The organism is Pseudofrankia asymbiotica, assembly GCF_001983105.1.
Classification (GTDB): Bacteria; Actinomycetota; Actinomycetes; order Frankiales; family Frankiaceae; genus Pseudofrankia; species Pseudofrankia asymbiotica.
Map to the genome: position 1 here is coordinate 44,828 of NZ_MOMC01000032.1, position 26,972 is coordinate 71,799.

Consider the following 26,972-nt stretch of genomic DNA (forward strand, 5'->3'; position numbering starts at 1 on the left):
TACATCTCGGCCGCCGTGCCTACGATCAGAAGACGTTAAGGTCTGCCCGCCGGCTTGCCGAACTGTTCGATTTCGCCTTCCGGGGTAAAGGGGCTGTTTCTCCCGGTCGGCATGCCGTCGCCGCGGAAAGCGGCGGCGGTCAGCCGGCGAAGCCCAGGTCGCGTAGCGCCTTGTGGTCGGCGACGCCGAGCGCGTCGAAGGCACGGTGTGCCTCGGTCGCGGCGAACACCCGCGCGGGGCGCTGCGACTCGACGATTGCCTTGTCCGGGGCCCATATGCGGTCTTCGATCGCCTGCAGTCCGTCCCCGTCCACCGGGACGTTGCCGTACACGGCTGGGTCGAACGCGCTCATCCAGTACAGGCGCAACGCCGTCGCCGATGTCGGGGCGCTCACCGAGAACATGCTGCTGCCCGGTCCGTTCGCGCCGCCCAGCCAGACCGCGAACGGCAGTTCGATCCGGTACCGGAAGAAGGTCTCTCCGACGGGCCGGCGGCCGTCCGGCCCCGGTTCGGCGACCGGGTTCACGCTGGGGTAGCGGTAGTCGGCCTCGAYGGTCCACCCGCTGCCAGCGCACCTAGCTTGTTTGCTGGGTTCGTCACGGCGGGGCGAGGAAGCCGGGCCGTCAGCTCACTGGCGTTGTCGCGTCGAGCCCTCGGCGCCGGGCGGCACTGGGGTGGGCACGAACTGCGTCTCGTTACGGAATGCGGCGGTGCACAGGCTCCACCGCGGTGGAGTTGCTGGTCAGGCGAGGAGCTGGTCGAGCGTATCGGCGGTCAGGACGCGGGCGGTCCAGGCCTGGAGCTGGTCGGTGGAGGCGTTGCGCACGGTCGTGAGTACGGCATCGGGAAGCGGGCCGAACTTGAGGGTCAGCAGCTGGACCAGCGTCTCGACGCGGCCTTCGACGCGGCCTTCGGCACGGAGCGTCTCCGCGATGGTCATGTAGGCCTCCTCCGCCTCAGGACCAAGAGTGGCCATCAGGTCATGCAGCTGGTCACGTGTGTCTGCCTCTCCGACCAGCTCAATGTAACGCAGCAGGGCGGTGAACTCCTCCCTACCATCAGGGCCTTCCAGGACCGCGCGTAGCTCATCCACCCATGGCCACAGGTCCGAGGCCAGCTTGGGGTTCCCGGGTGCGATCTTGAGAAGGAGCAGGGTGAGTCGCACGGAGTGGGTCAGCGGCCGCTCGCGCAGCTCCCGCTCGTCGACGCGGACCAGGTCGTCGAGAAGGAACTGGAACCGGGGCAGATGCTCCCGCCAGGCGTCGGCGAGGTCCGGGGGGAGGTCGACGAGGTCGAGCACCTGGGCCGGGGCGGTCCATGCGTGCTCATTGTGGTGCACGACCAGCGGGATCACCGCCGGCAGCCGGGTCGCCTTGGGATGGTCGGCCAGGTAACGGTCCCAAACGCGCACGACGTAGCGGAGCATCCGGAACGCCATGAGCGGATCGTTGCTGCTCTGGTGCTCGATGAGGACGTAGATGAACGCCTCACGGCCGTCGAGCGGGGCGGCGAACAGCAGGTCGGTGTGCCGCCACCGCAGCGTGGCGTCGACCAGGCTGCCAGGGACCGGGGTCAGCCGGTCGAGGTCGAGCCGGGCGACGAGGGCCGGCGGCAGCGTCGCGCGTAGTTGCGACGCCGCGTTCGAGGGCGTACCGAGGATCCGGCGGAACACCGCGTCGTGCGGCGTGGGCGGGCTCGACATGGCGGCACCGTACAGGCGAACACCGACATCCGGGACGGCGCCACATGCCAGGATTCGATCCGCACGGCCGCGGGGCGGCGCTCGGCCGGCCATCAAGCTGGCGGCGACGGTGGCGCCGCACTCCCAGCAGGCCTCGCGTGCGGCGGCGTCCGCTCGCCCATCACGGTGAGCGAGTCGCGCCGATGTCTCCACCTCAGGCCTATCGTGATCGTCTCAACGCCGCAGACCGCGCCCGTCGTGTCGCTGTTGCCGTGCGCGGGCCGACCGATCGTCGTCTCGTCCGCGTAGGGCACCGCGAGCTCTGCCGTGCGAGCCGTGGTCGTGGTCAGCCGGCGAAGCCGTGTTCGCGTAGGGCTTTGCGGTAGGCGACGCCGAGGGCGTCGAAGGCGCGGTGTACCTCGTCGGTGGCGGCGAAGACCCGGGCGGGCCGCTGAGATTCGACGATCTTCTTGTCGGGTGCCCAGATCATGTCCTCGACGGTCTGCAGGCCGTCGCCGTCCACCGGTCCATCGCCGTACACGCCTGGATCGAAGGCGCTCATCCAGTACAGCCGTAGCGTTGTCGCCGACGTCGGTGCGCACACGGAGAACATCACGGTGTTCGGGCCGTTCGCGCCGCCGAGCCAGACCGCGAACGGCAGCTCGATCCGGTACTGGAAGTACGTCTCACCTACCGGGYGGCGCCCGTCCGGGCCTGGCTCGGCTACCGGGTTCACGCTCGGATATCGGTAGTCCGCCTCCACCGTCCACGCTGTCCGGCGTACCGCGTACGGATCCACCGCGGGCACGTCACTGTTGCCGAACGTGTCGGTGTGCAGGATCGAAAAATGCCCGATGTCGCAGAAGTTCTCCACCTGGCGGGCGGCCTGGCCGTTCCAGTCCTGGACGGTGCCGACATAGTGCGGCCACCCCAGGTCCTCGATCTCCGGGAAGCGCGGCCGCGGCCGCGCCTCGTCCGCCTCGTCGACGAGGCAGGCCCAGACCAGCCCGGCCGCCTCCGCGACGCGTACCGGCTGGGCGGCGATGATGTCCGGGACGCGCTGGTCGGGTTGCTGGGGGATGTCGACACATCGGCCGGCGCCGTCGAACCCCCAGGAGTGGTAGGGGCAGCGCAGTCGGCCGTCGGCGTCGACCTCGCCGCCGGACAGCGGCACGCTCCGGTGCGGGCACCGGTCCACCAGCGCGGCAACGGCGCCCGCGTCGGCCATACTCGCCGGGCCGGCCGCGCCGGCCGCGCCGGATGTGGCGGCGGAGTCTGACGTGGTGGCCGGGCCGGACGCGGGCTGGCGCCACAGGACCAGTTCGACGCCGAGCAGCGCGGCGCGGACGGGGGCCGTGCCGACGTCCGACGACCGGGCCACGGGATGCCAGTACCGCGCAGACGCCGCGAGGAACGCCGCGTCGAGCGCCGCGTCCTGGCCGGGGCGGTGGGCGGCCGCCGCGGCGGCGACGAGGGCGGCGGGAGTGGCGAGGGCGACGGGAGCGACGGCGGCGAGGGTGGCGGAGGCGGCGGAGTCGACGACGGTCACCACCGGACCGTAGGCCGGGGGCATTGCGGACATGTTGCCTGCGCGCAAGCGAACGGGCACCCGCGGGCCGGGCTGTTCGGCCCGGCGGTGACCGCCCCTACGGTTTTGTCGGACCCGGGGTGCATCATCGGGCTATGACGCAGGGCACGTCTGGACCTATCGGCACACAGACCGCCGGCACAGAGCTTGCCGGCACAGAGCCTGCCGGCACAGGACTCGCCGGCACCGAGTCTGTCGGCACGCTCGTGGCCGGTGCGCCGGTGGGGAGCCGCGCGGAGCTCGAGGAGCGGATGGCCGGCCACCGCGGCGAGCTCACCGGCTACTGCTACCGGATGCTCGGCTCGCCGTTCGAGGCGGAGGACGCGGTGCAGGAGACGATGATCCGAGCCTGGCGCAGCCTCGACCGCTTCGAGGGCCGCGCGTCGCTGCGGACCTGGCTGTACCGGATCGCGACCAACGTCTGTTCGGACCACGCCGCCGGCCGGGCACGGCGAGCCCGGCCGGTCGACCTCACCGGTCCGTCCGGCCCGGCGGACGCGCTGCCCAGGCCGCTGCCCGAGGCGACCTGGATCGTGCCGGCGCCCGACGCGGCGGTGTTCTCCGGTGGCGCGGTGGGCGCCGGCGGCCCGGCGGATCCGGCGGAGCTGGCCGTCGCGCGCGAGTCGGTGCGCCTCGCCCTCGTCGTCGCGCTGCAGCGGCTCGCACCGCGCCAGCGCGCCGTGCTGATCCTGCGCGAGGTGCTCGGCTGGTCGGCGGCGGAGACCGCTGAGCTGCTCGACACCACCGTCGCCTCGGTCAACAGCGCCCTGCAGCGTGCCCGGGCCACCCTCGCGGCCTCGCCCGCCGCCGAGACCGACCAGCTGCGCCCCTCCGACGAGGAGCAGCGTGAGCTGCTGGCTCGCTATGTCGCCGCGTTCGAGAACTACGACATGGACGCCCTCACCGCGCTGCTGCACGAGGACGCGACCATGACCATGCCGCCGCTGGAGCTCTGGCTGCGCGGCCCGCTCGACATCGCCGAGTTCATGCTCGGCACGGGCTCCGTCTGCCGCGACTCCAGGCTGGTGCCGACCGTGGCCAACGGGAGCCCGGCCTTCGGCCAGTACCACCTGCTGGCGCCGGGGGAGGCCGAGCAGCACGCGGCGGTCCACGCGGCGGTCACCGGGACCGAGGTCTCCCCGGTGCCGGACGGCGTGGGCGACGGCAGCTACGTCCCGTGGTCGCTGATCGTGCTGGAGCTGTCAGAGGGCAAGATTGTCGGAGTCAACCACTTCCTGGACACCGACCGGCTGTTCCCGCTGTTCGGGCTCCCACCCTTCCTGGAGGGCTGAGCCGGTGGCGACAGGCCCGGCCGGCGTGCCTTCCACACCCAGGACGCTGGCCAGGCCCGTCAGCTCAAGCACGAGCCGCAGCTTCGGCTGCACACCGTCCAGCCGGAACCCGCGGCCCTGCCGGCGGGCGGTGAGCCGCAGCCGCGCGAGGACGTTGACCGTCGCCAGCGTCGGCGTGCCAACGGCGGTGACGTCGCAGACCACCGTCCGTGCCMACGGGGCGGCGATCAGGGCCACGCTGAGGGACTCGCCAGGATCCTCGGTGGCGCGCCCCCCGGTGGCGCGCCGGCCGGCGGCCGGGTCGAACCGCCAGCGGAGCTCGTCCGCCGGGGGAGCGGCGGTGCCCGCCGGCTGGGATGTTCCCGCCGGCTGGACCCCGCCCACCAGTTTCTCGCACCTGCCCACGCGCCGGCCTCCGGATCATGGGACACCGACAGTCGCGGCGGCCCGACGTACTGACTGTCCGGCGCGCCGCGACTCATCGCGGCAGCGTCCCAAGGCCTCGGCGGCCGCCCAGGAGACCGCCCGAGCGGGCCGGCGGGGATCCGCCTGAGCAGGCCGGCCGGGGCCCGGCCGAGCGGTCTGGCCGGGGGTTTCGGCCTGGGTTGGTCAACCGGCCGCGGACGGGGAACGCTTCGGGGAGGCGACCGCGAAGTAGCAGTGATGGAGGCGGTGAGCGCGATGACCGTGACGAAGACCAAGACGAAGACCTGGACCGTGGACGTACAGCTGATCGAGGACGAGGGCAGTACCCGGGCCGAGGCCCGACTGTACGAAGACGGCGCGATGCAGCTGGGAAAGCTTGGGGCCGGCGAGGAGATATGTGCCGTAGGCCTGGCCCGTTGCCACCCGCACGACGCCGACATGCCGACGATCGGCGACGAGGTCGCGGCCTCCCGAGCCCTGGCGGACCTCGCGCACCAGCTGCTCGACACGGCGGCCCGCAACATCGAGTCCCGCACCGGCGAACACGCGACAGTCCGGCTCTGACGACCYGGCCCTGACGATCCAGCCTGACGACGAATCGCCTTGACGACGAATCGCCTTGACGACGAACCGCCCTGACGACGACCCGGCCGAGTCACGATCGGCCGAGGCCGGCGGCGCCACCGAAGGCCGCGGCGCGGTCCGGTCCTGTGCGGCGAGGCGTGACGTCGGTCAGGTGCGGACGGGCAGGCCCACGCGGTCGGGGACGACGCGGTCGATGCCGTCGAGGAGGCGCTCGGAGGGCTCGGGCCACCAGCGACCGGCGGGTAGGGCCGCAAGGGTGCGGCGCAGCTCGCGGGCGTCGGAGCGGACTGGCACCACCCGCGTCGGCGCCGCGGCGGCGAGAACGCCGAGGTACCAGTGCCGTCGGGTCGGGGGCCAGCCGTCCGGGTCGAGCAGCACCAGGCTGTCCGGCATGTCGACCTCGCCGCGGCGGAACCGGGCGATGGCCGCGCTCACGGCGATCTCCAGATCGCCCACCTGCCCGGCCTCGTCGTAACGGGCGACCCAGGCGGCCGCGACCTCGGCGAGCGGGTCAGCGTCATGGACCACGTAGGGCGTCGCGACGGCGCGGCAGTCCTGCCAGGCGGCCGCCGCCCGCGCACCGGGCGGCAGCGTGTCGTCAGGGAGCACGACGGTCACGTTCGTCGCGCTGGCCAGCGGGGCCATGACCGAGCGGGCGATCTTGTCCGGCGCGGCCGCCGGGTCCGGCCCGACGACACACACCACGGTCGAGGAAAGCCGATGCACACCGCGACGCTACGCCGCGGCGGCACCTTACCGGGAGGCCTGCCCGCTGACCTGGGATGCCCTGACCGGTCGACCACCAGGTCGCGCCAGGTTGGGGGTGCTCGGCGACGCGGGGGGAGGCGGGTGGTCGTCGCGGGATCCTGGCCGGCCACGGCCGCGTCCACATCCGGTTCCTTCGCCGTACGGTTGAAGCCCAAGATTTTTCTTTCTAGAGTAAGAAAAATCGTTTCTTGGGAGGTGGGCTGTGGCCCCGGACTTCGACCAAGTGATCCGTCACGGGACCATCGCGGACGGTAGCGGTGCCGACCTGTTCGAGGGCGACATCGCGGTCGCGGACGGCAGGATCGTCGCGGTCGGCCGGGTCGACGGCACCGGCCGGGAGGAGATCGACGCCCAGGGACGACTGGTGACGCCCGGATTCGTGGACATCCACACCCACTACGACGGCCAGGTCACCTGGGAGCACCGRCTCTCGCCGTCCTCCGGCCACGGTGTCACCACGGCCGTGATGGGCAACTGCGGTGTCGGGTTCGCTCCCTGCCGCCCGGAGAACCGTGCGCTGCTGGTCAAGGTCCTGGAAGGCGTGGAGGACATTCCCGAGATCGTCATGGCGGAAGGGCTGCCGTGGACGTGGGAGTCCTTCCCCGAGTACCTCTCGGTGCTGGCCGGACGCGCGGCGGACGTGGACTTCGCGGCGCAGGTCCCGCACGCGGCCGTCCGGGTGCATGTCATGGGGCGGCGGGGGGCCGACCGGGAGGCGGCCACCCCGGGCGAGCTTGACGAGATGACGCGGATCGTCGCCGAGGCGGTCACCGCCGGCGCGTTCGGAGTCACCACCTCGCGCAGCATCGGCCACCGGACCCCGGAAGGCGACCTGGCGCCGACGGTCGGGGTCGAGGAGGCCGAACTGCACGCGCTTGCGCGCGGTCTGCGCCGGGCCGGCGCGGGCGTTCTTCAGCTCATCGCCACGCAGGGCGAGCACGACCCCCGAGCCGAGGTCGCGCTGTTCCGGCGGCTGACGGTGACGTCCGGCGGGCCGCTGTCCTTCACGCTCATCAACACGCAGGGTTTCCCGGAGTACGCGGGGCTCTATCTTGAGGCGCTGTCCGCCGAGAACCGGGACGGCCTTCCGGAGATACGCGGCCAGGTCTTCCCTCGTCCGGTCGGTGTCGTGCTGGGGCTCGATCTGTCCTTCCACCCCTTCGTCTTCAACCCGAGCTACCTGGAGATCGCCGATCTGCCGCTGGCCAGGCGMGTCGACGCCATGCGCGACCCGGCTCGCAGGGCACGGATCCTGTCCGAGCGGTCCGGGCATCCGAACCCCGTCTTCCGGTTCTTCGCCGGCCAGGACGCCAACCTCTACGTCATGGCCGAGGTGCCCGACTACGAGCCGACGCCGGACACGAGTGTGGGCGCGCTCGCGGCCGCCCGGGGAGTCAGCCCACGAGAAATGATCTACGACCTGATGGTCGACAGCGACGGGCTCGCGGCCTTCCTGCTGCCGGCCGGCAACTACGCCGGGGACAGCCTGGAACCGGTGCGTCTCCTCATGGAGAACGCTCACACCATCATCGGGCTCGGCGACGGTGGGGCGCACTACGGCACGATCAGCGACGGCAGCTACCCGACGACGCTGCTGGCCCACTGGACGCGCGACCGCACCCGAGGCCCGAAGATCCCGCTGCCGGCGGCCGTGCGGATGCTGACCCGGCCGAACGCCGAGGCGGTCGGCCTTCGCGACCGTGGCCTGCTCGCCCCGGGCCTCAAGGCCGACCTCAACATCATCGACTACGACGCCCTGACGCTGCACAGACCCGTCGCGGTACGGGACCTGCCCTCCGGGGGACGACGGCTGGTGCAGAAGGCGGACGGCTACGCGCTCACCATGGTCAGCGGCGTTGTCACCTGTCGCGACGGCGAGCCGACGGGTGCGCTCCCCGGAAGACTGGTGCGCAATCCCGCTACCGTCACCTGACGTGGCCGAACGCGGAGCGGATCTCGACGCGGAACTCGAGGGCGCGGACCCGGAAGGCAGAGCCGGCCGGGCGGAGCCGGCGTCGCCTGGCCGGCGTGGCCGCCCGCGCAAGGTGACGGCCGACGACATCATCGACGCCGCCCTCGAGATCGGCCTCGACCAGGTGACCATACGCAGGGTGGCCGACGCGCTCGGCATGACCGTGCCGGGGATCTCCTATCACGTGCGGACCCGCGAGGAGCTCCTCGCGCTGGTCATGGCGCGGGCCGTCGACACGTTGTACGCGCCTGGCCCCGAGCCCGCGGCGACGTTCGAGGAGACGGTCACCCGGTTCGCCGAGGGCCTGTTCGCATGGTTCCGCGAGCATCCGATCCTGGTCATGCAGGTCGCTCAGGGCCGCATCCTGGCGGAGAACGTCGAACGGCACCTGGAGCGGCTGCTGCGGGCCGCGGGGCCACGTGAGGCGGACCAGGCCCGGGCGCTGGACGTCGTGTCACAGGTGACGGCCGCCGTCATCGGCGCGGCCGTCCTCGAGGCGGCGCAGGACTCGCGTCGGTCGGCCGGAGACGCGGCCGTCGACTCCGCCGGGAACCAGGAGCGGAGGCCGCCGCGTCCGGACCACTACGCGGCCGTCCGGACCGTGCTCACCGCCCTGTTGTGACCTGGCCGGCGGGCCGGCGAAACGGCGAACTCAGGCGGGACGGGTGCCGGTGGCCGCGGCGAAGCGCTCGACCTCGTCGGTCCGGCCGGTGACGATGATGAGGTCCTCGCGGCCGAGGACCGTGTCCGCCACGACGTGGGTGAACTCGGTTCCGGGGCGCTTCACCCCGACGATCGTCACCCCGAACCGGCCGCGGGGCGCGACGACGTCCATCGTCGCCCCGCAGATCGACTCGGGGGCGCGCAGCTTCGCGACCGCGAACCCCTTGTCGAACTCGACGAAGTCGATGAGCCGCCCGGAGAGCAGGTGCGCGACCCGCTCGCCGGCGTCGCGCTCCGGGTAGACGACGTGTGACGCGCCGATGCGTTCCAGGATCCGTCCGTGCTGACGGGTGATCGCCTTCGCCCAGACCTCCGGGACGCCCAGGTCGAGCAGCGTGCCGGTGGCCAGCAGGCTCGCCTCGATGTCGACGCCGATCGAGACCACGGCCCGGTCGAAGCCGTCGGCCCCCAGCTGGCGCAGCGCGGCCTCGCTGGTCGCGTCCGCTTCGACGACGTGGGACAGCGTCCCTGACCACTCCTGGACGAGGTCGCGGTCCGTGTCGACGGCGAGGACGTCATGCCCGAGCCGCTGCAGCGACTCGGCGAGTGTGCTGCCGAACCGGCCCAGCCCGATCACCAGTACCGCGTTCGGGTGCACGTCCCGGCCCACGCCAGCCTCGCCTCCGCTCCCGCCGTCACATGACCCGCGCCAAGGTCCAGTCAGCCGACGATCGGCCGTTCCTCGGGCAGCCGGTACAGCCGGCGCCGTTCCCGCAGCGCCAGCGCCGACGCCAGCGTAATCGGGCCGATCCGACCTACCAGCATCAGCACGATCAGGACGTACTGGTCAAAGGCTGGCAGCCCGCCGGTGATCCCGGTGGACAGCCCCACGGTGCCGAAGGCCGACGTCACCTCGAACAGGGTCTGGTCGAGGGTGTGGTGGCTGGAGATGAGCAGGCACAGTGTCCCGGTGACGACGAGCGCGACCCCCAGCAGCGCGACCGCGACCGCCTGACGCAGCGCCGCCGGTGACACCTGCCGGCCGAAGGCGTCGACGGTGTCGTCGCCGCGGGCCTCGGCGACGATCGCGAAGAACAGGATCAGGAACGTCGTCACCTTGATGCCGCCTGCGGTGCTGGCGCTGCCGCCGCCGATGAACATGAGGATGTCGGTGACGACCAGCGTCGCCGGCTGGGCGGCGCCATAGTCGAACGTGTTGAAGCCGGCGGTGCGGGCGGTGACGCTGCCGAAGAACCCGCCGAGCAGCTTGTCGGCGGCGCCGAGTGGGCCGAGCGTCGCCGGGTTGCGCCATTCCAGCGCGAGAACGGCGGCGGCGCCGCCGGCAAGCAGGACCCCGTAGCCCAGCAGCGTCACCTTGGTGTGCATCGACCAGAGTCGGGGCGTGCGCAGTTCGTGACGCAGCTCGAACAACACCGGAAACCCCAGTCCGCCGAGAATCGCGGCCAGCCCGATCGTCACGATGACCACCGGGTCGCCGGCGAACGACATCAGGTTGTCGCTGTAGAGCGCGTAGCCGGCGTTGTTGAATCCGGTGACCGCGTGAAAGACGCCGTGGTAGGCGGCGCGCCCCACCGGCATCCCGTGGTCGAGCCAGAGCCAGGCAGACAGCACCGACGCCGCCGCACCCTCGATCGCCAACGTGATCAGGGCGACGTTTCGGACCACCCGCCGGACGTCGCCGATCCCGACCGACTGGGTCTCCGTGGCGGCGAGCAGCCGGATCCGGAGGCCCAGCCGGCGCGACACCAGCAGGCCCAGCAACGACGCCGACGTCATGAACCCCAGCCCGCCCAGCTGGACGGCGAACATGATCACGACCTCGCCGAACGTCGACCAGTGGGTCGGGGTGTCCACGTTCGCGAGCGCTCCGCAGCTCGCGCCGGTCGCGGTGAACAGCGCCTGCAGGAACGTCGTGTGCTGCCCTGGCTCGGCCGACAGCGGCAGGCGCAGCAGCAGCGTGATCACGCCGACGGTCGTCAGGAACGCGGCCGCGATGAGCTTCAGCGGGTGGCCGAGACGTGCCGCGAGCATCTGTCCGAGCCCACGTCCCCGCCGCCGCCGTGGCTCCGGCGCCACCAGCGAGGACTCGTCATCGTCCGGGCGAGGGGCGGGAGGAGCCCAGGTGGATGCCAGGCGGTCCACAGGGCGGCGCGGGATGTCGGGCGGCCGGGCATCGGGCAGCGGATCGTCGCGCGGGTGGTCGTTGGGCAGTGGGCCGACGGGCGACCGGCCATCGGGCAACCGTTCGTCGGGCAGCTGGTCGGCGGGCAGCTGGTCGTCGGTGGGCCCCGGCGGCGGTCCGCTTACCGTCACCCCAGCTCCTCACGCCCGCGCCACGCCTGCCTGACTACTGCCTGCCTGCCTGACTCGCATCCTGCCAGGCCGCCAGAACCTGGCATCGTCGTCCTATGTCCGCCGATTCGGCCGCCTACAACCACGCGGTGCTCGTGGACGTCTTCGGCGACCTGAGTGCCGATGCCTTAGGCCGCGCACTCACGGAGGTGACCGCGCGCGACGAGGCGTGGCGTACTGTCGTCGAGATCGACGACGGCCGCCCATACCCGTGGGTCGCTCCGACCGTGCCGCCCATGATCGAATGGTCCGATATGACCGACATCGCGCGGATGGACGGGATGCACGGCCAGGGCATGACCTACGCGATCCAGCGAGGGGTCAGCCGTCCGTTCGACCCGCCCCGCGAGTTGCCGCCCCGGATGACGGCCTTTCGGATCGACGGCGGCTTCCACCGGGTGCTCTTGGTGCTGCAGCGGGTCTCCGCGGACGGGTGGTCGGACGCCTCGCTGTTGGCCGACCTCGCCGCTGCCTACGCCCGGCGTGCCGAGYCGGACAACGAGGTCACGTGGTCCACGCGCGGAGTCGCTCGATGAGTGCGACCCGGGAACGGTGGTCGCCGGCGAGCGGGGTGACAGTGAGGGTGGTCGCGCCGGCCTCCGCGTAGGCGGCGAGGCGCTCGCGGACGTGGCCCTCGGGGCCGATCAGGGCGTTGGCGCGCAGCAGCTCCTCGGGGACCGCGGCCTCGGCCTCCTTCTTCTTCCCGGCGAGGTAGAGGTCCTGGATGAGTGCCGCCTCCTTCTCGTAGCCGTAGCGCTGGGCGAGGCTGTTGTAGAAGTTGCGGCCTTTGGCGCCCATCCCGCCGATGTAGAGCGCGAACATCGGGCGCATCAGGTCGAGCAGCTCCTCGGTGCCCTCACCGATGGCCAGCGGCGCGCCGACGACGACGTCGAGCGGGCCAAGCGACGGGTCCCGTCGCGCCCCACCAGCGGCGAGCGGGCCACCCCAGACGTCACGCGCCCGCTCCGGGTGGAAGAAGAACGGCTGCCAGCCCTCGGCGAGCTCCGCGGCCAGTTCCACGTTCTTCGGGCCGATCGCGGCGATGAAGATCGGGATGCGCTCGCGTACTGGGTGGTTGATGAGCTTCAGCGGCTTCCCGAGGCCGGTGCCCTGGTCGGCCGGCAGCGGCAGTGTGTAGTGCTTCCCCTGGTACTCGACCCGCTCACGGCGCCACACCGCCCGGCAGATCTCGATGATCTCGCGGGTACGGCCCAACGGAGCGTCGTACGGGACGCCGTGAAAGCCCTCGATGACCTGCGGGCCGGAGGAACCGAGGCCAAGGGTGAACCGGCCGCCGGAGACGTAGTCCAGCCCCGCGGCCGTCATCGCGGTCAGCGTCGGCGTACGGGTGTAGATCGGCAGGATGCCGGAGGCGAGCTCGACGCGCTCGGTCCGCGCGGCGAGGAAGCCAAGCTGGCTCACCGCGTCGAACGAGTACGCCTCGGGCACGAAGACGATGTCCAGCCCGGCCTTCTCGTAGTCACCGAGCTCCGCGGCCGTCTCGGTGAACCCGCCGCTGTAGGCCAGCTGCATCCCGATCCGCATACGCCCCGCCTCTCGCCTTCGTCGCCGTGCGCCGCGCCGTGTCGCCCACGACCGTCGACCCCGACGTCTCGTCGGTCACCGTACCGGTCGGTTACGGCACCGTCAGGCCTCCACCGCGAGGAGGACGGCCATGCCCCCGATCTGCGTCCCCGCCTCCGGTATCTCGTCTGTCCTCGACGAGTCGGCGGTCACGACGGCATGCCGCTGGTGAACCAGCGGTCACGGGAGTGGTTGGCCTGGCCTTTGCGTCTCACCGGTGAGCCGGTCACGATGTGGTCCTGGTCCGTTTGGGGCGCTGCGGTCGAGACGAGGCGAATCTGACGTGGCCGAGGGCGTGCTGACGCAACACACCGATCCCGCGCCACCCGTTGATCCCTCGCCGTCTACTGGTGCGGAGACGTCCACTGGTCCCGGCACGTCTCCGGACGGTCGACCGACGGCCCCCGGCGGGACCGCGCCCCGAGCGCCGATCGTCATCCGGACTGCCGAGCCGTTGGATGACCCAGGTCCGTTCGCGCTGCCCACCCGGCGGTCTCTGAGGCTTCGACTCGCGCCTGCCAGCCTGGCCCGCGTGACGGCGTTGACGATTCTCGGCCTGGTGCTGCTGGTCGCCCAGCTACGTGCTGCCTGGCATGACCACAAGCTGCTCACGGGTCTGTCGGCCCACGGCACACCCACCGAGGCCCAGGTGGTCGCGGTCCAGGCGGATCGCGGACTGGACCACGCCACCGTCCGGTACGTCGCCGGTCAGGACGTCGAACAGCGCAGGATCGGTTTCTGGGTGAGGTCCTCTGTGCATAAGGGCGACACCATCCGGGTGGTCTACGATCCGGAACAGCCCGGGCACGTGGCCCTGGCGAGCGAGCTGGGCGGAGAGCCGGTGTGGTGGGATCTGGCCGGGGCCGCCGCCGGAGCGGCATCCGCCGGCATCGGCGTGACCGTCCTGGCTCGCCGCCGCCCGGGCCGCGACTGACGCCCAGCGGCCGGGTTGAGAGACGGACAGGCCGTGGCGACGCAGAACGCGGACCCTGTGGTAGCCGTGCCCTGGCAGGGCTCGGCCTAGGGCTCGATGGCGAGGCGCACGCCGAACGCGATCAGGACGAGGCCGGTGACGCGGTCCACCCATCGCCGGACCGGGCCGTCGGCCATCCAGCGCATGACCGGGCCGGACAGCGCGAGCAGCATGAGGTAGTAGAGAGCCGTCAGGACGACGAAGATCCCGCCCAGCAGCAGCGACGTCCAGACCACCGGCGCGCCGTCAGGGACGAAGCCCGGCATGAAGCTCAGAAAAAAGACGCCGACCTTCGGGTTCAGCAGGTCGGTCAGCAGGCCGGCGGTGAAGCCGCTCCCGATCAGCCCTCGGCGAGGCTCGGCCCCCTCGCCGGGGCTGTCGTGCGCCTTGGCCCGCAGCGTGGTGATCCCCATCCAGCCGAGGTAGACCGCGCCGGTGATCCGCAGCGCGAGGTACCCCTCGTGGCTTGCCGTCAGCAGCGCGGACAGCCCCAGCGAGGCGGCGACCACCCAGATGGACAGGCCGGTCATCGCGCCCAGCGAAGCCCGCAGCGCGGCGCCCCGCCCCCCGCGCATCAGATTGCGGACCACGACCAGGGTGTCCGGTCCCGGGAGCAGCACGACGAGCACGGACGCGACCGTGAAGGTGGTAACCGCGACGAGCACCCAACGAGATTAGGACGCCGCCGCGCCCGGCGACACCGAGTTTCACGGCGCCCTGCCTGTCGAGGCGAACAGACGACGCGCTCATGCGACCAGATGGGCCCCTCACGTCACCGGCCGTCCCGCCGTCGCCCGTCCCACCGTCGCCGTCCGGGCGGGCAGGAGCGGTGCGGGTCGGGCCCGCACCTGACCACCCGCCGCGAGGTCGGCCTCCTCGCCGTCGTCCTGGATCACGACCAGCCTCTGCCAGGCGACGCGTCCGCCCCGCCGCCCTCTAGGATCCCCAAAGTTTGCGGTCATGCCCGTGGCTGACCGTTTCCATTCACACCGTCAGCCCTGATCACGCCAACGTCCGGAAGGTCGGCCCGGACGGGATCATCAGGACGATCGCGGGGACCGGTCATGAGGGCGCGGACGGCGACGGCGGCCCGGCGCTGGCGGCGACGTTCCTGATGCCCCGGGCGGTGGCCGCCGATGTGACCGGCGCGGTCTATGTCGTGGACGGCGGGAATCGCCAGGTGCGCCGGGTCGCGCCCGACGGCACCATCGACACCATCGCCAGAGCCGGCGGGTGAGCGCCGGGTCACCGTGCCCGCCACCGGACCGGTGGCGGGCACGGTGACCCGCGCGGCCGTCGGCCCGGCGCCACCACCGGGCTAGTGGCGGGACGCCTGCGCACCTGGCGTGACCACGGTCTACGGCGCCGTGACCGGCGGGGCGAAGAACGGGTCGCGGCCGATGAACCCGAGCATCCGGGTCTGGACGTCGGACTCGTCCGGGACCGGCACGCGCGGCCCGTACTGCCCGGAGGCTCGGATCACGTCCTCCATGCCCGCCATCCCGTCCAGCAGGACGGCGCACAGGCCTGGATCGAGTCGGTCGTCCTGGCCGGTGGCCCGGGCCAGGTCCCAGGTGTGCATGAAGACGTCGACCGTGTAGAACTGGTCGATCGCCGCCGCGAGCGGGATCTCGCCGATGTGCGGGTTGCGCAGCAGCCGGTCCGCCGTCGCCGGGTCGACGAGCAGGGCCTGCACGGCGCCCGCGTGTACCCGCCAGGCCTCGACCGGGTCGGTGTCGGCCGACGGTCCGCGGGTGAGCTCGATGCCCGTTCCGGCCTCGAGGAAGCTCGGGAACCACTCGCACAGATGGCCCACGACGTCGCGTGCCCGCCACTCGGGCACGGGAGACCGGGCGTCCCAGTCGGAGGTGCCGAGCACCCGGTCGGTGAACGTCGCCGCGATGTGCCGGTGGCGCTCGGCCGGCCGGTCGGCGAGCGCGACGAGGTCGACCGTGTCGACAGGGGCGACGGAGTCCGTGAGGTTGGCGAGCACGCCGCCGGCGCCCAGGTCACCCCGAGGTGACGACGAGGGCGACGGCGACTGCTCGCGGGCCGTCTCAGGCATCGCCGGCGGCCAGGACCGCGTCCAGCTTCACGTAGCCCTGCTCGATGCCGACGTCCATGCCACTGTTCACGAAGGCGTCGCGGCCTTCGAAGCTGTCGACGAGGGACTGGGCGTGCAGTCGGGTACGGCCGTCGCCGAGGTCCTCGAACCACAGCGTCTCCAGCGCGACGCTGTCGGGTGCGCCCTCGTAGGTGAACGTCTGCACGAGCCGGTCGGGATCGATCTCGTGGAACGAGCCGTGGAAGGCGAACTCGGCGCCGTCCCGGTGAGCGACGTAGCGCCAGCTGCCGCCGGTGCGGGCGTCCCAGTAGTCGATGCGGTTGTCCATGCCGTCGGGGCCGGCCCAGCGGGCGAACAGCTCCGGCTCGGTATGCGCCCGGAGCAGCTGCGCCGGGGTCGCGGCGAAGTCACGGGTGATCCGGATCAGCGGCACGCTCGGGTCGGCCTCGATGGTGACTGTCTTCGTGGTGGTCATCAGGCGCTCTCTCTGCTCTCGGCCGCGCCGCGGGCGCGGGCGCTGCTCTTGCTCAGGTTTTTGGTGCCGGGGTGATTCGTGGGCCGTCCTGCCGGGTGGCCGGCGTTCTCGCCGTTCTTGTCGTCGTTCTCGTCCTTCTCGTCGTCGTTCATGGCGGCGAGCACGGCGTCGAGACGGCGGTAGCGCTGCTCGGCCTGGCGGCGGTAGCGCTCCAGCCAGGCCGTCGCCAGGTCGAAGACCTTCGCCTCCAGGTGCACCGGGCTGCGGTGGGCGCCGTCGGCGCGGCTGACGAGGCCCGCCTGCTCGAGCACCTTGAGGTGCTTGGACACCGCCTGGACGGAGACCGCGTACGGCGCCGCCAGCTCGCCGACCGTGGCGTCGCCGTCCGTCAGCCGCGCGACCAGGTCCCGGCGCGTCGGGTCGGCGAGCGCCGCGAACACCTGAGAGAGCTGGTCCACCGTTCCCTCCGACTCCTCAACCAACTGGTTGAGGATGAGGTTAGAAGGATCAACCTCTGCTGTCAACCATCTGGTTGAGAAGCCTGGTTGAGGAGCGTGGATGGGTGATCGGCCTAGAGGCGGAACTTGGCGATGGCCTCCGGGGTGACCGGGGTGAAGAGGTTGACCAGATTTCCATCGGGGTCGCGGAACAGCAGCGCGCGGTTGCCCCAGGGCATCGTCGTCGGTTCGTTGACGAAGTCGGTCGTCACGCCCTTGATCCGCTCGTACTCGGCGTCGACGTCGTCGACAAGGAACTCGGTGATCACCGTGCGGTTGTCGGCGGCCCGAGCCGAGCCCGGCCCGAACAGCGGCACGGTGCGCGAGCTGGCGATCGCCAGCGTGAACGACGGCAGGACCAGTTCGGCGAAGACGTCGGCCGACCAGGTCGCCGCCGTCCCGGTGACCTGCTCGTAGAACGCGACGAGCCGGGGGGTGTCGTCGGTGATGATCCGGATCGAGACGAACCGCATGATGATCTCCTTCGTTGCCGGGATACGACAGCAACGCTAGGACCGATACTGGACAGATTCCGCCCGGTATTTGGAGAATCCGGAACCATGGCCCGTCCGACCGCGCGCGTGCTCGCCCTGCTCGAGACCCTCCAGTCAGGGGGGACCCACACCGTCGCGGCACTGGCGGCCCGGCTCGAGGTCGACGAGCGCACCGTGCGCCGCTACGTCGGCCATCTCCTCGACCTCGACGTCCCGGTGCGTTCCGTACGCGGTCGCCACGGCGGCTACCGCCTGGGTCCCGGCTACCGCCTGCCGCCGTTGATGTTCACCGACTCCGAGGCGCTGGCCGTCCTGCTGGGCCTGGTCGCCGCCCAGCGGGCCGGCCTGGTGACCACGGCCGACACGGCGGCCGACAGCGCCACGGCGGTCGAAGGTGCCACGGCGGTCGAAGGTGCCGCCGCGATCAACAACGACACGGCGATCGACAGCGCCGCCGCCAAATTGCGCCGCGTACTCCCCGAGGCGCTGGGACGCCGGCTGGCCGCACTGCTGGAGACCCTCGACTTCACGGCACCCGCCCGCCCCGCGGTCACCACGACCGAGACGGATGTCCTCCTGCTACTGGCCGAGGCCGCGCGCGAACGCCGGCCGGTCTCGATCAGCTACACGGCGTCCGACGGTCGGCGAAGCGTGCGCACGGTGTATCCGTACGGGATCGTCGCCCATTCCGGCCGCTGGTACGTCACCGGGGCCGACTCCGCGAGTGGCCAGGTACGCACCTTCCGGCTGGACAGGATCAGCCTGCCGCGGATGCTGCCCGGTTCGTTCGACGTCCCGGCCGGGTTCGACCCGGCCGATCAGGTCCTGGCCGGGATCGCTCAGGCGCCGTGGCGCTACGAGGTGTCCCTGCGCGTCCAGGGGACGGCCGACGACGTGCGTGCTCGGCTCCCGACCGGCATCGCGCTGGTCAGCCCCGCCGACGGGGATGAGCCGCCGACACTGCCCGGCGAGGGACTCTCGGCGCCGCCCGGAAGCGGAACGGCGGCACAGTCCGTCGACGGGGCCGCCGCGGCGCCGCACGACCGGTGGGTCCGAGTTCGGATCCGGGCCGAGCGGTTGGACTGGCTCCCACCGGTGATCGCAGGTCTGGGCCGGCCGTTCGCCATCGAGCGACCCGACGAGCTGCGCGCCCTGATGCGCTCCTACAGCCAGTGGCTCGCGGCCCGCGCCGTCGTCACCACCGATGCCAGCGCGGGGGCAAACTGGACAGCCCCGTCCACCTAAGATCGCCGCCGCCGCCGCCGACAACGCCATCGGCGATCGGGGCGGTCTGGCCTGCCACGTGGGGCGCCGAAAAGTCTCCGGYGACCGACCGGGCCGGAGCCCGCAGGCTACGCGGGTGATCTGGTGCGATCCTCGACGCCCGAGCAAGGAACCGAATTTACTCAAGCCCCTCATCGGATCTGGCCATGGTCTGTGGGGTGGATCCAGGTCTCCTGGGCCCCAGAAGCCATGGACGGATGAGTGTGGCCGTGGGTCCGTCGGCGCCAGAATCCCGGAGTTTTATCGGACCATGATCTGGTGGGATCTTCGGCGCCAGAGCGAGGAACCGAAATCACTCAAGCCCCTCATCGGATCCGGCCATGACCTGTGGGCCGGATTCCGGCTTCCTGGGTACCAGAACCCATGAGCGGATGGGTGTGGTCGCGGGTTCGCCGGCGCCAATTTCATCGGACCATGATCTGGTGCGATCGCGGGAGCCCGAGCGAGGAACCGAGATTGCTCAGGTCGGTATACCCAGGCGGATGCGACACTCCTCAACGGCCGGGGCTGGCGGCGACGTTCAGTGACCGGAGGCCGCGAACCTCAGCAGCGCGACGAGGGCGACCTCGACGGCCAGCCCGGCGCACGCCTGCAGGAATGGCGGGAGCCCGCGGACGGGTGCGAAGACTCGGACCAGAATGGTGGACAACACGGCGCCAGCCACCACCGGCAGCCCCAGCACAGCCAGCCCCAACACCAGCGCGTCGTCGGACTGCGGGCCCCACACGGTGGGGTCGTCGGGTTTCCCCGCCAGCGGTACGTAGAGCACGAGGAACACGGCCATGACCAGGCAGGCGCCGAGGGCCGCGGCCCACCAGAACGGCCACCAGTCCACGTCCCGCAGTGAGTACTCGGGCTCTCCCACGATCGACGTGGATGATCGGGGCCTCGCGTGTCGTCGTTACCGTCGACCGACATACCTTCATTCTCCAGGGTCGGTCGGCAGACAGGTGTTTTCCGGGTTCCTTCGGCGCATTGGACGAGCTGAGAACCGACACCGGGCGAATCAGCTGAGCGTCGACGCCGATCGCCGTGAGTTCACAGGCGGTGCGCGATTGTTGCGATGATCTCCTCGATGTAGACGTCATCGAGGCCGTGGCCGGCCCGGGACCGGGCGTGCAGCGTGTTGTCCCAGGTGTCGGAGATGCCGGTCCAGGGAGTCTGGTCGGGCGCGAACAGAACCAGATGCTTCGCGGAGGGGTCCATGAGCGGGGACTTGCTGTTCTCGTGGCCCCACTGGTCGAACAGTGTGGCCAGGTCCTTGGCGATGTTCTTGGGGTAGTAGCCGCGGGCCTTCGACCGGTGCTTGCCGAGAGGGTGCGCCGGCGCGTCGGTGAACATGACGATGACGTGGTGGGCGCGGGGAAGCTCGCGTAGGGCGCCTGGACCGCCAGCGCCAGCGCCTCCAGCGCCGACTCCGGCGCGTCGCCGCCGCCGGCTGCCCGCAGTCCCCGCACGAACTTCTCGAACTGTCTCGCCTCCGCCGGGAGCTGGAAGAACTCCGACTCCTCAACGGCGTCGTCCGCCCGGTCCCCGAAGTCCCGGAAGGCTATGACCTTCAGTCGTAGCTGTCCCAAGGACTTGCCCTTCCCCCTGACCTTGTCCGCGAGACGGCTGTGGAAGGTCATGGCGTCCTTCTTCACCGTCTCGATGATCGAGGACATGCTGCCGGTCACGTCGATGCACAGGACGATGTCGACGGCGTGCGGCGGGTTTTCCTTGGGGTGGCTCATGTGCCGGGATTCCTCCTCGTCGGGACGGCGGTCCGGGGAAGGGAGATCGGCGGTGGACGACGGATGGCGCCGAACGCGAGCACGCCGGCGGGCGGTCGGTTCTCAGCGGCGGCGACGCCTCGCCAGGCCGGCGAGAGGGAGGAGGGTCCGCGATGACCGGCCGACTCCGCGCTGGGCGGGACCGTCGAGACCCGCGCCCTAGGCCACGTTGACCATGCGAGGACATCGCGTCGCGCCGAGTGTCGCGAAGTTGATGCGACGGATTTGCTGGGCCGGGCTGGGTCGGGCCGGGCTGGGACAGGCGGTTAGGTCGAGTCGAGGCTGGGTGGGGGAGCCGCGGCGAGGTCGACTCTCCGGCGTTGGACGGCTCCAGGCGGAAGCCGCTAGTCTGGCGATGGTTAGCGGACGCTAACCAAACTGCCGCCGGCGGCGTCCGCGCCCCCGCGGCCCGGACGATCACCAGGACTGCACCCAGATCCGAACTTCGTGCCCTCGTCAGTTCGGATCCGGATACACAACCGCCGATCAGGCTCGCAGTGCGGCGATGTCACCGAGCCAACCTCCGCGGAGGCGGCACCGGCGGGCCGTCGTCGGGCAGGATGGCGTGGCCGGTGCGACTCAAGAGGCGGGTGAGTGGTGGACAAGGTGGYGGCGGCCGCGGCCGACGCGGTGGCGGACGTCGGCGACGGCGCGTCGCTGGCGGTCGGTGGTTTCGGGCTGTGTGGCATCCCGAGCGCGCTGATCGAGGCGCTTCTGGCGGCCGGGGTGTCCGAGCTTCGGACGGTCAGCAACAACTGCGGCGTGGACGGCTGGGGCCTGGGCATGCTGCTGCGCGCCGGCCGGATCGCGCGGACCACCGGCTCCTACGTCGGGGAGAACAAGGAGTTCGAGCGACAGTTCCTCGCCGGTGAGCTCGAGGTCGAGCTCGTCCCGCAGGGGACACTCGCCGAGCGGCTGCGCGCCGGCGGCGCCGGCATCCCCGCCTTCTACACCCCGGCCGGTGTCGGCACCCAGATCGCCGAGGGTGGCCTTCCGCTGCGTTACGACGGCAAGGGTGGCATCGCGCTCGCGTCCGAACCGAAGGAGACCCGTGTCTTCGACGGCCAGGAGTACGTGCTGGAGCGGGCGATCGCCTGCGACTTCGCGCTGGTGCATGCCTGGAAGGGCGACCGGCACGGGAACCTGGTCTACCGGGAGAGCGCGGCGAACTTCAACCCGCTGTGCGCCGCCGCGGGCCGGATCACCATCGCCGAGGTCGAGGAGCTCTACGAGCCCGGCGAGCTCGACCCGGCCGAGGTGCACACCCCCGGCATCTTCGTGCAGCGCGTCCTGCACACGCCCGGCGTCGAGAAGCGCATCGAGAAGAGGACGGTGACGGCATGAGCCGCACGCGYGCCGAGCTGGCCGCCCGCGTCGCCCAGGAGCTGTCCGACGGTCAGTACGTGAACCTCGGGATCGGCCTGCCGACGCTCGTCCCGAACTACCTTCCGCCCGATGTCACCGTCGTCCTGCACAGCGAGAACGGCGTGCTCGGCGTCGGCCCGTACCCGACGGAGGACGCCGTCGACCCCGATCTCATCAACGCCGGCAAGGAGACGGTCACCGTCCTGCCCGGCGCGGCGTACTTCGACTCGGCGTCCTCGTTCTCGATGATCCGCGGTGGTCATGTCGACGTGGCCGTGCTCGGCGCGATGCAGGTCGCGGCCAGCGGCGACCTGGCCAACTGGATGATCCCCGGCAAGATGGTCAAGGGCATGGGCGGCGCGATGGACCTCGTCCACGGCGCCCGCCGCGTCATCRTCATGATGGAGCACACGGCCAAGGACGGCAGCCACAAGCTGGTCGAGGCCTGCACCCTGCCGCTCACCGGCAAGGCCTGTGTCCACCGCGTCATCACCGACCTCGCCGTCCTCGACGTCGTTCCCGGCACCGGCTTCGTCCTGCGCGAGCTCGCCCCGGACGTGACTGTCGACGAGGTTCGCAAGGCCACCGGCCCGGAACTCACGGTCGCCCTGAACTGACCGATTGACCGCCCGCCCCGCGCGACGGGCCGCCCAGGTCCAGCCGTGGCCCGCTGACGTCTCCCCAGGCAGGGCGGGCTTTGGTCGCGTGTTCGACGTGACCTGGGGTTACGCGGGCGGGGCCTGGTTCGGGCGGTGTCTCGCGATCCATTCCTCGACCCGGTCGGCGCGCCAGAAGCGGATGTGTTTGGCGGCGCCGACGGGTTCGGGGAACTCCTCACGGTGGGTCAGCTGGCGGGCCCGCTCGGTGCTGATCCCGAGGCGGGCGGCGATGTCTCCGGTTGTCCACAACTCGACATCGGCCATGGCCGCCATCGTAGTGGGCAACCCCAAATCTGGGTACGACAGTAGGTGGGGTTGCCCAACCCCACGAGATGGGCCGAACGGTTCGGGGCGGTGTTGCGACCACCGCCCCGAACCTTGGCCACTCGCTGTGACCTAGACAGGAGTGACCCAATGGGGAGTATCCCCGCCCCCCACGAACAACCCGGCCGGCCGCGTCGCCGCGAGCCGGCGCGGCTCGTCGCGCTGGGTGGCGGCCGGCTTGGGCTGGCGCTGCACACCGGCGCGCGCGGCCGTGACCTGGCCGAACTGGCCCGGCTGATCGAGGACGCGCTCTACGTCGACCAGGCCCGGCCGGAACACGGCGGCACGTCKGTGGTTCTGATCTTCCAGGACCAGCCTCCCGAGATCTCGCCGCCAACGCCGGCGCGCGGCGGGTCGGGCGTGGCTGCGGCGGCGAGCGCGGAGGCGACGACCATCACCGGTGGTTGGGTACCGGACGTCGGCGCCGCGGTCGGTCCCGACCGTGGCATCTCCCCGCATCAGCTCGCGGTGTGGGAACTGCTGACCGCCGCGCCGGACGGCGCCAGCGGCGCGCGACTCGCCGACGCGGTGACGCGCCTGCTCCCACCGGAGACGGTCGTCGTCCTCGCGGACCTGCTCCGCGACCGGCGCGGCCAGCGCGACGGGCACGACCAGTGGGACCGGGACGACCGGCACGACCGGCGGGACCGGCGGGACGGGCGCGGCCAGTTCCGCGACCGCCGAGCCTGACCTCGGCATCGGCTCCGGCCCGTCTCCCGTCTCCCGTCTTCCTGTCCCACGTTGGCCGGTGGCCCTTCACAGGGCCACCGGCACGGACGGGAGCCGGCGTCAGTAGCTGGGAACCTCGACCCTGGGGCCGAGGCCCATCGAGTTGCGGGCCTGGATGGCGGTCACGTGTTCCGGGCAGCGGCCCGCCGGCATGCAGTGGTTGTGGACCGTGCCGGTGGTCGTCGTCGTGTGCTGCGGGTACTCCGGGTAGGACGGCGTGATGGTGAGGACGTAGTCGACGCTGCTCGCGCCGCCGAAGTCGGCCGGGGCGGACCAGCGCACCGTCACCAGGCCCGAGCCGTCGTTCGCGAGCTGGTCGACGCTGACCACCACACCGGTCACCGGGCCGGGCGCCGTGCAGCCGACGGCGTTGACGACCGCGGAGTCCGTGCCGCCGCCGGGTCCGACGGCGGTGACGGTGAACGCGTGGGTCTCGCAGTCGGGCACCGTGACCGTGACCTGGCCGGCGGAGGGCACGTTGCGCGTGGAGATTCCGGAGCCCCTGATTCGGTACCCGGTGACCTGGCCACCGCCGGGAGGCTGGGCGATCGTGAGCACGACTGCGCCGGAGCGCGGGACGGCTGTCACCGACGGCCGTCCCGGCGCGGGCACCGGCGGCGCGGTGGCCGTCGCCGTGGGCGTGGTCGTGGTCGTTGTCCCAAAGCTGGCGCCGGAGCCGGCGGGTGTCCGCGACGAGGTGGGCGTCGCGCTCGCGCCCGGCACGGGCGTTGCCGCCGACGGCGCGGTCCGGCTCCCGGTGCCCGCGGTGCCCGCGGTCGCGGTGGCGGCGAGTTCGGCGGTGTCGCCGGCGAGGTCGGCGTGCCGGTCGTGGCGCAGCAGCGCCGCGAGGCCGGTGCCGACGAGCGCGAGGACGAGCACCACGGCGACGGAGATGAGCACCGCCGCGCGGCGCGGGAACCCGCGGCGCGGGAACCCGCGGCGCGGCCGGCCAGGCGCGTCCTGGCCAGGCCCGTTCGGCCCGCGCGGAGACCCGGCGCCGGGCCGGGACGCGCTGGTGCGGGTGGCGAAGGCGTCGAACCCGTCGGTCCCCGGGTGGGCTCCTGACCCGGAGCCCGGCCCGGAGCCCGGCCCGGAGTCCGGTCCGGAGCCCGGCGGGATGGCGAAGGCGCCGAGGCGTGACGGGTCCGGCGCGGCCGGGCCGGTCAGCGCGTAGGGATGGCGGGGGCCGCTGGTGCGGGTCGCGTTGAGGTCCGGTGTCGGATCCTGCCCGGAATCCGGGGACGGGCTGCCCGTCGTCGCCGACGAGGACGTCCCCGCGGAGCCCGGCCCGGGTGCCGCGTTCAGCCGGGGTGTCGTGCCTGTCGGCCCGGTGGGCCCGGTGGGCGCGGGTGGCGTCCTGGGCCGGGCGGGCAGGCCGGCCAGCGTGGGCGCGAGGGCGGTGAGCGTCGCGGCGGCGTCCTCGGCGGTCGGGCGCAGGCGCGGCTGCTTGGCGAGCATCGCGGCGAGTGCGGCCCACAGCGGATCGGGCAGCCCGTCCGGCCGGGCCGGTGCCTCGTTGAGGTGGCGCAGCAACACCGTCACGGCCGGGCCGCCGACGAACGGCGGGGCGCCGGTCAGCAGCTCGTAGCACAGACAGCCGGTGGAGTAGACGTCGACGGCGGGCGTCGCCGGCTCGTGGGAGGCCAGCTCGGGGGCCAGGTAGGCGGGGGTGCCGAGCAGGCCTGTGCTGCGGGTGAGCGCCGGGCCCTCCAGCTGGCGGGCGATGCCGAAGTCCGTCAGCACGACCTCACTGCCGTTCAGCAGCACGTTCTCCGGCTTGACGTCGCGGTGGACCACGCCGGCCTCGTGCGCGCGGCACAAACCGAGCAGGACCTGGCCGGCCAGCCGTACGGCCTCCGCCGGCGGGAGGGTGCCCTCGCGGCGTAGCAGGGCGCGCAGGTCGCCGCCGGGCAGGTAGTCCATGACGATTCCGACCCGGTCGTCCTCGGCGACGAGGTGGCGGATCCGCGCGATGCGCGGGTCGGCGATCCGGGCGACCACCTTGCACTCCTGCAGCAGCCGCGCCACCACCTGCGGCTCGTCGGCCAGCTCCGGCCGCAGCAGCTTGACCGCGACCGTCTCGCCGTCCGGCCCGACCGCGCGGCGGACCTCCCCGGTCGAGCCGCGGCCCAGCAGCTCCCCGACCTGGAGATCTCCCAGCGTGAACCCGGCCGGGGCGACCGCCGGCCTCGGGACGGGCACCGCGGCCGGCGGCGCCTCGTCGGCCGGGGCCGGGGCCAAAGCTGGAGCTGGAACCGCCACCGAGTCCGGGGCCGGTGGCGTGGTCTCGTCCGTATCCGTACTACCCGGATCGATGCTCACCGTGGCCCCCCTGTGTCACGGCGTGATTCTCCCACATGTCGCATCCGCGGGGATCCGGGTCGCGACGCCTGTGTCCGAGCGCCGGCGATGGCGGGGCCGTAGTGTCGCCCCGGGAGCCGGGATCTTTCGGGAGGGCGCATGCGGACGCGACCACTGGGCACGTCGGGCCCCGACGTGTCCGTCGTCGGGCTGGGCTGCAACAACTTCGGGATGCGGGTCGACGCCGAGGCGAGCACGGCCGTCGTGCGCGCCGCGCTCGACGCCGGGATCACCCACTTCGACACCGCCGAGATGTACGGCGGGGGCCATTCCGAGGAGTTCCTTGGTGCGGCGCTCGGCGCGCGCCGCGACGAGGTCGTCATCGCGACCAAGGCGATGCGCCGCCCGAAGGGCGAGCCCTACACGCCGGGCATCCTGCGCACGCGGATCCTGGAGGGCTGCGAGCTCAGCCTGCGCCGGCTCGGCACCGACCGGATCGACGTCTACTACCAGCACTTCGTCGACGTCGAGGGTTCGAACGCCGAGGCGATGGAGACCCTCGACGAGCTGGTCCGCGCCGGCAAGGTGCTGCACGTGGCGTGCTCGAACGTGACCGCCGCCGAGATCGAGGAACGGGCGGCGTTCGCCGAGGAGCGCAAGGTCGCGGCGTTCACCGCGGCGCAGGAGGAGTGGAGCCTGCTGAACCGTGCCATCGAGGCGGAGATCGTGCCGGCGGCGGTCAAGGCGGGCATGGGGATCGTCCCCTACTTCCCGCTCGCCTCCGGCCTGCTGTCCGGCAAGTACGCGGCGGGCCAGCCGTTCCCGGTTGGCAGCCGGCTGGCGGCGGCGCCGTACTTCGCCCAGGCGGCGACCCCCGAGAACTTCGCCTACATCGACGAGCTGACCGCGTTCGCCCGCGAGCGCGGCCACACGATCCTGGAGCTCGCCATCGCCTGGCTCGCGGCCCAGACGGGCGTCGCGTCCGTCATCGCCGGCGCGACCAGGCCCGAGCAGGTCGCGGCCAACGCCGCGGCGGCCGCCTGGGAGCTCACACCCGACGACCTGGCGTCCCTGCCCCGCCCGGCGGCGGGGTAGGCGCCGG

The 26,972-nt window shown here is 72.0% G+C and carries 29 protein-coding genes and 1 pseudogene; 12 read left to right on the forward strand and 18 right to left on the reverse strand.

Features of this window, described 5'->3' with window-relative positions:
* Window positions 1-139: 139 nt before the first annotated feature.
* The 3 genes from BL253_RS16745 to BL253_RS16760 form a co-directional block, all read right to left on the reverse strand.
* Window positions 140-526: a (2Fe-2S)-binding protein gene (locus tag BL253_RS16745; protein ID WP_076817983.1), complete on the reverse strand. Its 387-nt coding sequence runs from the start codon at window positions 524-526 to the stop codon at window positions 140-142.
* A 216-nt stretch (window positions 527-742) separates the two neighbouring features.
* Complete coding sequence (locus BL253_RS42300) at window positions 743-1,702, reverse strand: Rpn family recombination-promoting nuclease/putative transposase (protein ID WP_158230366.1); 960 nt, start codon at window positions 1,700-1,702, stop codon at window positions 743-745.
* Window positions 1,703-2,027: 325 nt separating this feature from the next.
* Complete coding sequence (locus BL253_RS16760; protein WP_241834863.1) at window positions 2,028-3,263, reverse strand: aromatic ring-hydroxylating oxygenase subunit alpha; 1,236 nt, start codon at window positions 3,261-3,263, stop codon at window positions 2,028-2,030.
* 227 nt (window positions 3,264-3,490) lie between these two features.
* Between BL253_RS16760 and BL253_RS16765 the strand changes: the two genes are divergently transcribed.
* A complete protein-coding gene (locus tag BL253_RS16765; RefSeq protein WP_241834864.1) occupies window positions 3,491-4,561 on the forward strand; it encodes a sigma-70 family RNA polymerase sigma factor in 1,071 nt (356 codons plus the stop codon).
* Here BL253_RS16765 and BL253_RS16770 read toward each other — a convergent pair.
* Window positions 4,472-4,966 (reverse strand): STAS domain-containing protein, encoded by a 495-nt coding sequence (locus tag BL253_RS16770; RefSeq protein ID WP_076817988.1) that lies wholly within the window; start codon window positions 4,964-4,966, stop codon window positions 4,472-4,474. The genes BL253_RS16765 and BL253_RS16770 overlap by 90 nt on opposite strands.
* 276 nt (window positions 4,967-5,242) lie before the next feature.
* Between BL253_RS16770 and BL253_RS16775 the strand changes: the two genes are divergently transcribed.
* Entirely contained in the window at window positions 5,243-5,551 is a 309-nt protein-coding gene (locus BL253_RS16775) for a DUF1876 domain-containing protein (RefSeq protein ID WP_076818107.1), read from the forward strand.
* A gap of 168 nt (window positions 5,552-5,719) precedes the next feature.
* Here BL253_RS16775 and BL253_RS16780 read toward each other — a convergent pair whose 3' ends face one another.
* Window positions 5,720-6,298, reverse strand: a complete 579-nt coding sequence (locus tag BL253_RS16780) for a hypothetical protein (RefSeq protein ID WP_241834865.1) — start codon at window positions 6,296-6,298, stop codon at window positions 5,720-5,722.
* A gap of 244 nt (window positions 6,299-6,542) precedes the next feature.
* On the opposite strand from BL253_RS16780, the gene BL253_RS16785 reads away from it, so the two are divergent.
* Together BL253_RS16785 and BL253_RS16790 are read left to right on the forward strand one after the other, a co-directional pair.
* Window positions 6,543-8,273 carry an N-acyl-D-amino-acid deacylase family protein gene (locus BL253_RS16785; protein ID WP_076817992.1) on the forward strand — a complete coding sequence of 577 codons (1,731 nt, stop codon included), beginning with the start codon at window positions 6,543-6,545 and terminating at the stop codon, window positions 8,271-8,273.
* A gap of 1 nt (window position 8,274) precedes the next feature.
* Window positions 8,275-8,934, forward strand: coding sequence for a TetR/AcrR family transcriptional regulator (locus BL253_RS16790; RefSeq protein ID WP_076817993.1), 660 nt, complete (start codon window positions 8,275-8,277; stop codon window positions 8,932-8,934).
* A gap of 30 nt (window positions 8,935-8,964) precedes the next feature.
* On the opposite strand, the gene BL253_RS16795 is transcribed toward BL253_RS16790, so the two are convergent.
* Window positions 8,965-9,645 (reverse strand): potassium channel family protein, encoded by a 681-nt coding sequence (locus BL253_RS16795; RefSeq protein WP_076817995.1) that lies wholly within the window; start codon window positions 9,643-9,645, stop codon window positions 8,965-8,967.
* A gap of 50 nt (window positions 9,646-9,695) precedes the next feature.
* Complete coding sequence (locus BL253_RS16800) at window positions 9,696-11,309, reverse strand: TrkH family potassium uptake protein (protein WP_241834866.1); 1,614 nt, start codon at window positions 11,307-11,309, stop codon at window positions 9,696-9,698.
* 86 nt (window positions 11,310-11,395) lie between these two features.
* Between BL253_RS16800 and BL253_RS16805 the strand changes: the two are divergent.
* Window positions 11,396-11,884 (forward strand): annotated as a pseudogene (locus BL253_RS16805) (condensation domain-containing protein); the annotation flags it as partial.
* Here the strand turns inward: BL253_RS16805 and BL253_RS16810 are convergent.
* Window positions 11,853-12,893 carry an LLM class F420-dependent oxidoreductase gene (locus BL253_RS16810; RefSeq protein ID WP_076817998.1) on the reverse strand — a complete coding sequence of 347 codons (1,041 nt, stop codon included), beginning with the start codon at window positions 12,891-12,893 and terminating at the stop codon, window positions 11,853-11,855. The pseudogene BL253_RS16805 and the gene BL253_RS16810 overlap by 32 nt on opposite strands.
* Before the next feature lie 571 nt (window positions 12,894-13,464).
* On the opposite strand from BL253_RS16810, the gene BL253_RS16815 reads away from it, so the two are divergent.
* Entirely contained in the window at window positions 13,465-13,866 is a 402-nt protein-coding gene (locus BL253_RS16815; RefSeq protein WP_131831506.1) for a DUF3592 domain-containing protein, read from the forward strand.
* An 86-nt stretch (window positions 13,867-13,952) separates the two neighbouring features.
* Here BL253_RS16815 and BL253_RS16820 read toward each other — a convergent pair whose 3' ends face one another.
* Window positions 13,953-14,570, reverse strand: a complete 618-nt coding sequence (locus BL253_RS16820; protein ID WP_076818001.1) for a LysE family translocator — start codon at window positions 14,568-14,570, stop codon at window positions 13,953-13,955.
* A gap of 102 nt (window positions 14,571-14,672) precedes the next feature.
* Complete coding sequence (locus tag BL253_RS44755; protein ID WP_274535217.1) at window positions 14,673-14,801, reverse strand: hypothetical protein; 129 nt, start codon at window positions 14,799-14,801, stop codon at window positions 14,673-14,675.
* A gap of 56 nt (window positions 14,802-14,857) precedes the next feature.
* Between BL253_RS44755 and BL253_RS16825 the strand changes: the two genes are divergently transcribed.
* Complete coding sequence (locus BL253_RS16825; RefSeq protein ID WP_076818003.1) at window positions 14,858-15,142, forward strand: NHL domain-containing protein; 285 nt, start codon at window positions 14,858-14,860, stop codon at window positions 15,140-15,142.
* A gap of 120 nt (window positions 15,143-15,262) precedes the next feature.
* Here the strand turns inward: BL253_RS16825 and BL253_RS16830 are convergent, their stop codons facing one another.
* The 4 genes from BL253_RS16830 to BL253_RS16845 form a co-directional block, all read right to left on the reverse strand.
* Complete coding sequence (locus tag BL253_RS16830; RefSeq protein WP_081438382.1) at window positions 15,263-15,970, reverse strand: TIGR03086 family metal-binding protein; 708 nt, start codon at window positions 15,968-15,970, stop codon at window positions 15,263-15,265.
* On the reverse strand, window positions 15,963-16,445 hold the full coding sequence (locus BL253_RS16835) for an SRPBCC family protein (RefSeq protein WP_076818005.1): 483 nt from the start codon (window positions 16,443-16,445) through the stop codon (window positions 15,963-15,965). The genes BL253_RS16830 and BL253_RS16835 overlap by 8 nt, the downstream gene beginning before the upstream one ends.
* Window positions 16,445-16,903, reverse strand: coding sequence for an ArsR/SmtB family transcription factor (locus BL253_RS16840; protein ID WP_081438383.1), 459 nt, complete (start codon window positions 16,901-16,903; stop codon window positions 16,445-16,447). Before BL253_RS16840 ends, BL253_RS16835 begins: the two co-directional genes overlap by 1 nt.
* 113 nt (window positions 16,904-17,016) lie before the next feature.
* Window positions 17,017-17,415: a VOC family protein gene (locus tag BL253_RS16845; protein ID WP_076818007.1), complete on the reverse strand. Its 399-nt coding sequence runs from the start codon at window positions 17,413-17,415 to the stop codon at window positions 17,017-17,019.
* An 87-nt stretch (window positions 17,416-17,502) separates the two neighbouring features.
* On the opposite strand from BL253_RS16845, the gene BL253_RS16850 reads away from it, so the two are divergent.
* Window positions 17,503-18,681, forward strand: coding sequence for a helix-turn-helix transcriptional regulator (locus BL253_RS16850; protein ID WP_076818008.1), 1,179 nt, complete (start codon window positions 17,503-17,505; stop codon window positions 18,679-18,681).
* A 559-nt stretch (window positions 18,682-19,240) separates the two neighbouring features.
* Here the strand turns inward: BL253_RS16850 and BL253_RS16855 are convergent.
* Both BL253_RS16855 and BL253_RS43785 read right to left on the reverse strand, forming a co-directional pair.
* On the reverse strand, window positions 19,241-19,585 hold the full coding sequence (locus BL253_RS16855; protein ID WP_076818010.1) for a hypothetical protein: 345 nt from the start codon (window positions 19,583-19,585) through the stop codon (window positions 19,241-19,243).
* Between the two features lie 173 nt (window positions 19,586-19,758).
* Complete coding sequence (locus tag BL253_RS43785; protein ID WP_241834867.1) at window positions 19,759-20,061, reverse strand: hypothetical protein; 303 nt, start codon at window positions 20,059-20,061, stop codon at window positions 19,759-19,761.
* A gap of 1,028 nt (window positions 20,062-21,089) precedes the next feature.
* Between BL253_RS43785 and BL253_RS16865 the strand changes: the two genes are divergently transcribed.
* A complete protein-coding gene (locus BL253_RS16865) occupies window positions 21,090-21,836 on the forward strand; it encodes a CoA transferase subunit A (RefSeq protein WP_076818113.1) in 747 nt (248 codons plus the stop codon).
* Window positions 21,833-22,474 carry a CoA transferase subunit B gene (locus tag BL253_RS16870; RefSeq protein WP_076818012.1) on the forward strand — a complete coding sequence of 214 codons (642 nt, stop codon included), beginning with the start codon at window positions 21,833-21,835 and terminating at the stop codon, window positions 22,472-22,474. Before BL253_RS16865 ends, BL253_RS16870 begins: the two co-directional genes overlap by 4 nt.
* 108 nt (window positions 22,475-22,582) lie before the next feature.
* On the opposite strand, the gene BL253_RS16875 is transcribed toward BL253_RS16870, so the two are convergent.
* On the reverse strand, window positions 22,583-22,780 hold the full coding sequence (locus tag BL253_RS16875; RefSeq protein ID WP_076818114.1) for a helix-turn-helix transcriptional regulator: 198 nt from the start codon (window positions 22,778-22,780) through the stop codon (window positions 22,583-22,585).
* Between the two features lie 150 nt (window positions 22,781-22,930).
* Here BL253_RS16875 and BL253_RS42305 point away from each other — a divergent pair, with 150 nt between their 5' ends.
* Window positions 22,931-23,530 carry a hypothetical protein gene (locus BL253_RS42305; RefSeq protein WP_076818013.1) on the forward strand — a complete coding sequence of 200 codons (600 nt, stop codon included), beginning with the start codon at window positions 22,931-22,933 and terminating at the stop codon, window positions 23,528-23,530.
* A 99-nt stretch (window positions 23,531-23,629) separates the two neighbouring features.
* Here the strand turns inward: BL253_RS42305 and BL253_RS16885 are convergent, their stop codons facing one another.
* Complete coding sequence (locus BL253_RS16885) at window positions 23,630-25,891, reverse strand: protein kinase domain-containing protein (RefSeq protein WP_096336022.1); 2,262 nt, start codon at window positions 25,889-25,891, stop codon at window positions 23,630-23,632.
* Between the two features lie 138 nt (window positions 25,892-26,029).
* Between BL253_RS16885 and BL253_RS16890 the strand changes: the two genes are divergently transcribed.
* Window positions 26,030-26,965: an aldo/keto reductase gene (locus tag BL253_RS16890; protein WP_076818016.1), complete on the forward strand. Its 936-nt coding sequence runs from the start codon at window positions 26,030-26,032 to the stop codon at window positions 26,963-26,965.
* The last annotated feature ends 7 nt before the right edge of the window (window positions 26,966-26,972 follow it).

Coding starts and splice junctions, on each gene's coding strand:
- BL253_RS43785 (WP_241834867.1), bottom strand. CDS start 20,061: ATGTTCACCGACGCGCCGGCGCACCCTCTCGGCAAGCACCGGTCGAAG.
- BL253_RS16810 (WP_076817998.1), bottom strand. CDS start 12,893: ATGCGGATCGGGATGCAGCTGGCCTACAGCGGCGGGTTCACCGAGACG.
- BL253_RS16845 (WP_076818007.1), bottom strand. CDS start 17,415: ATGCGGTTCGTCTCGATCCGGATCATCACCGACGACACCCCCCGGCTC.
- BL253_RS16890 (WP_076818016.1), top strand. CDS start 26,030: ATGCGGACGCGACCACTGGGCACGTCGGGCCCCGACGTGTCCGTCGTC.
- BL253_RS16830 (WP_081438382.1), bottom strand. CDS start 15,970: ATGCCTGAGACGGCCCGCGAGCAGTCGCCGTCGCCCTCGTCGTCACCT.
- BL253_RS16850 (WP_076818008.1), top strand. CDS start 17,503: ATGGCCCGTCCGACCGCGCGCGTGCTCGCCCTGCTCGAGACCCTCCAG.
- BL253_RS16875 (WP_076818114.1), bottom strand. CDS start 22,780: ATGGCCGATGTCGAGTTGTGGACAACCGGAGACATCGCCGCCCGCCTC.
- BL253_RS16775 (WP_076818107.1), top strand. CDS start 5,243: ATGACCGTGACGAAGACCAAGACGAAGACCTGGACCGTGGACGTACAG.
- BL253_RS16835 (WP_076818005.1), bottom strand. CDS start 16,445: ATGACCACCACGAAGACAGTCACCATCGAGGCCGACCCGAGCGTGCCG.
- BL253_RS42300 (WP_158230366.1), bottom strand. CDS start 1,702: ATGTCGAGCCCGCCCACGCCGCACGACGCGGTGTTCCGCCGGATCCTC.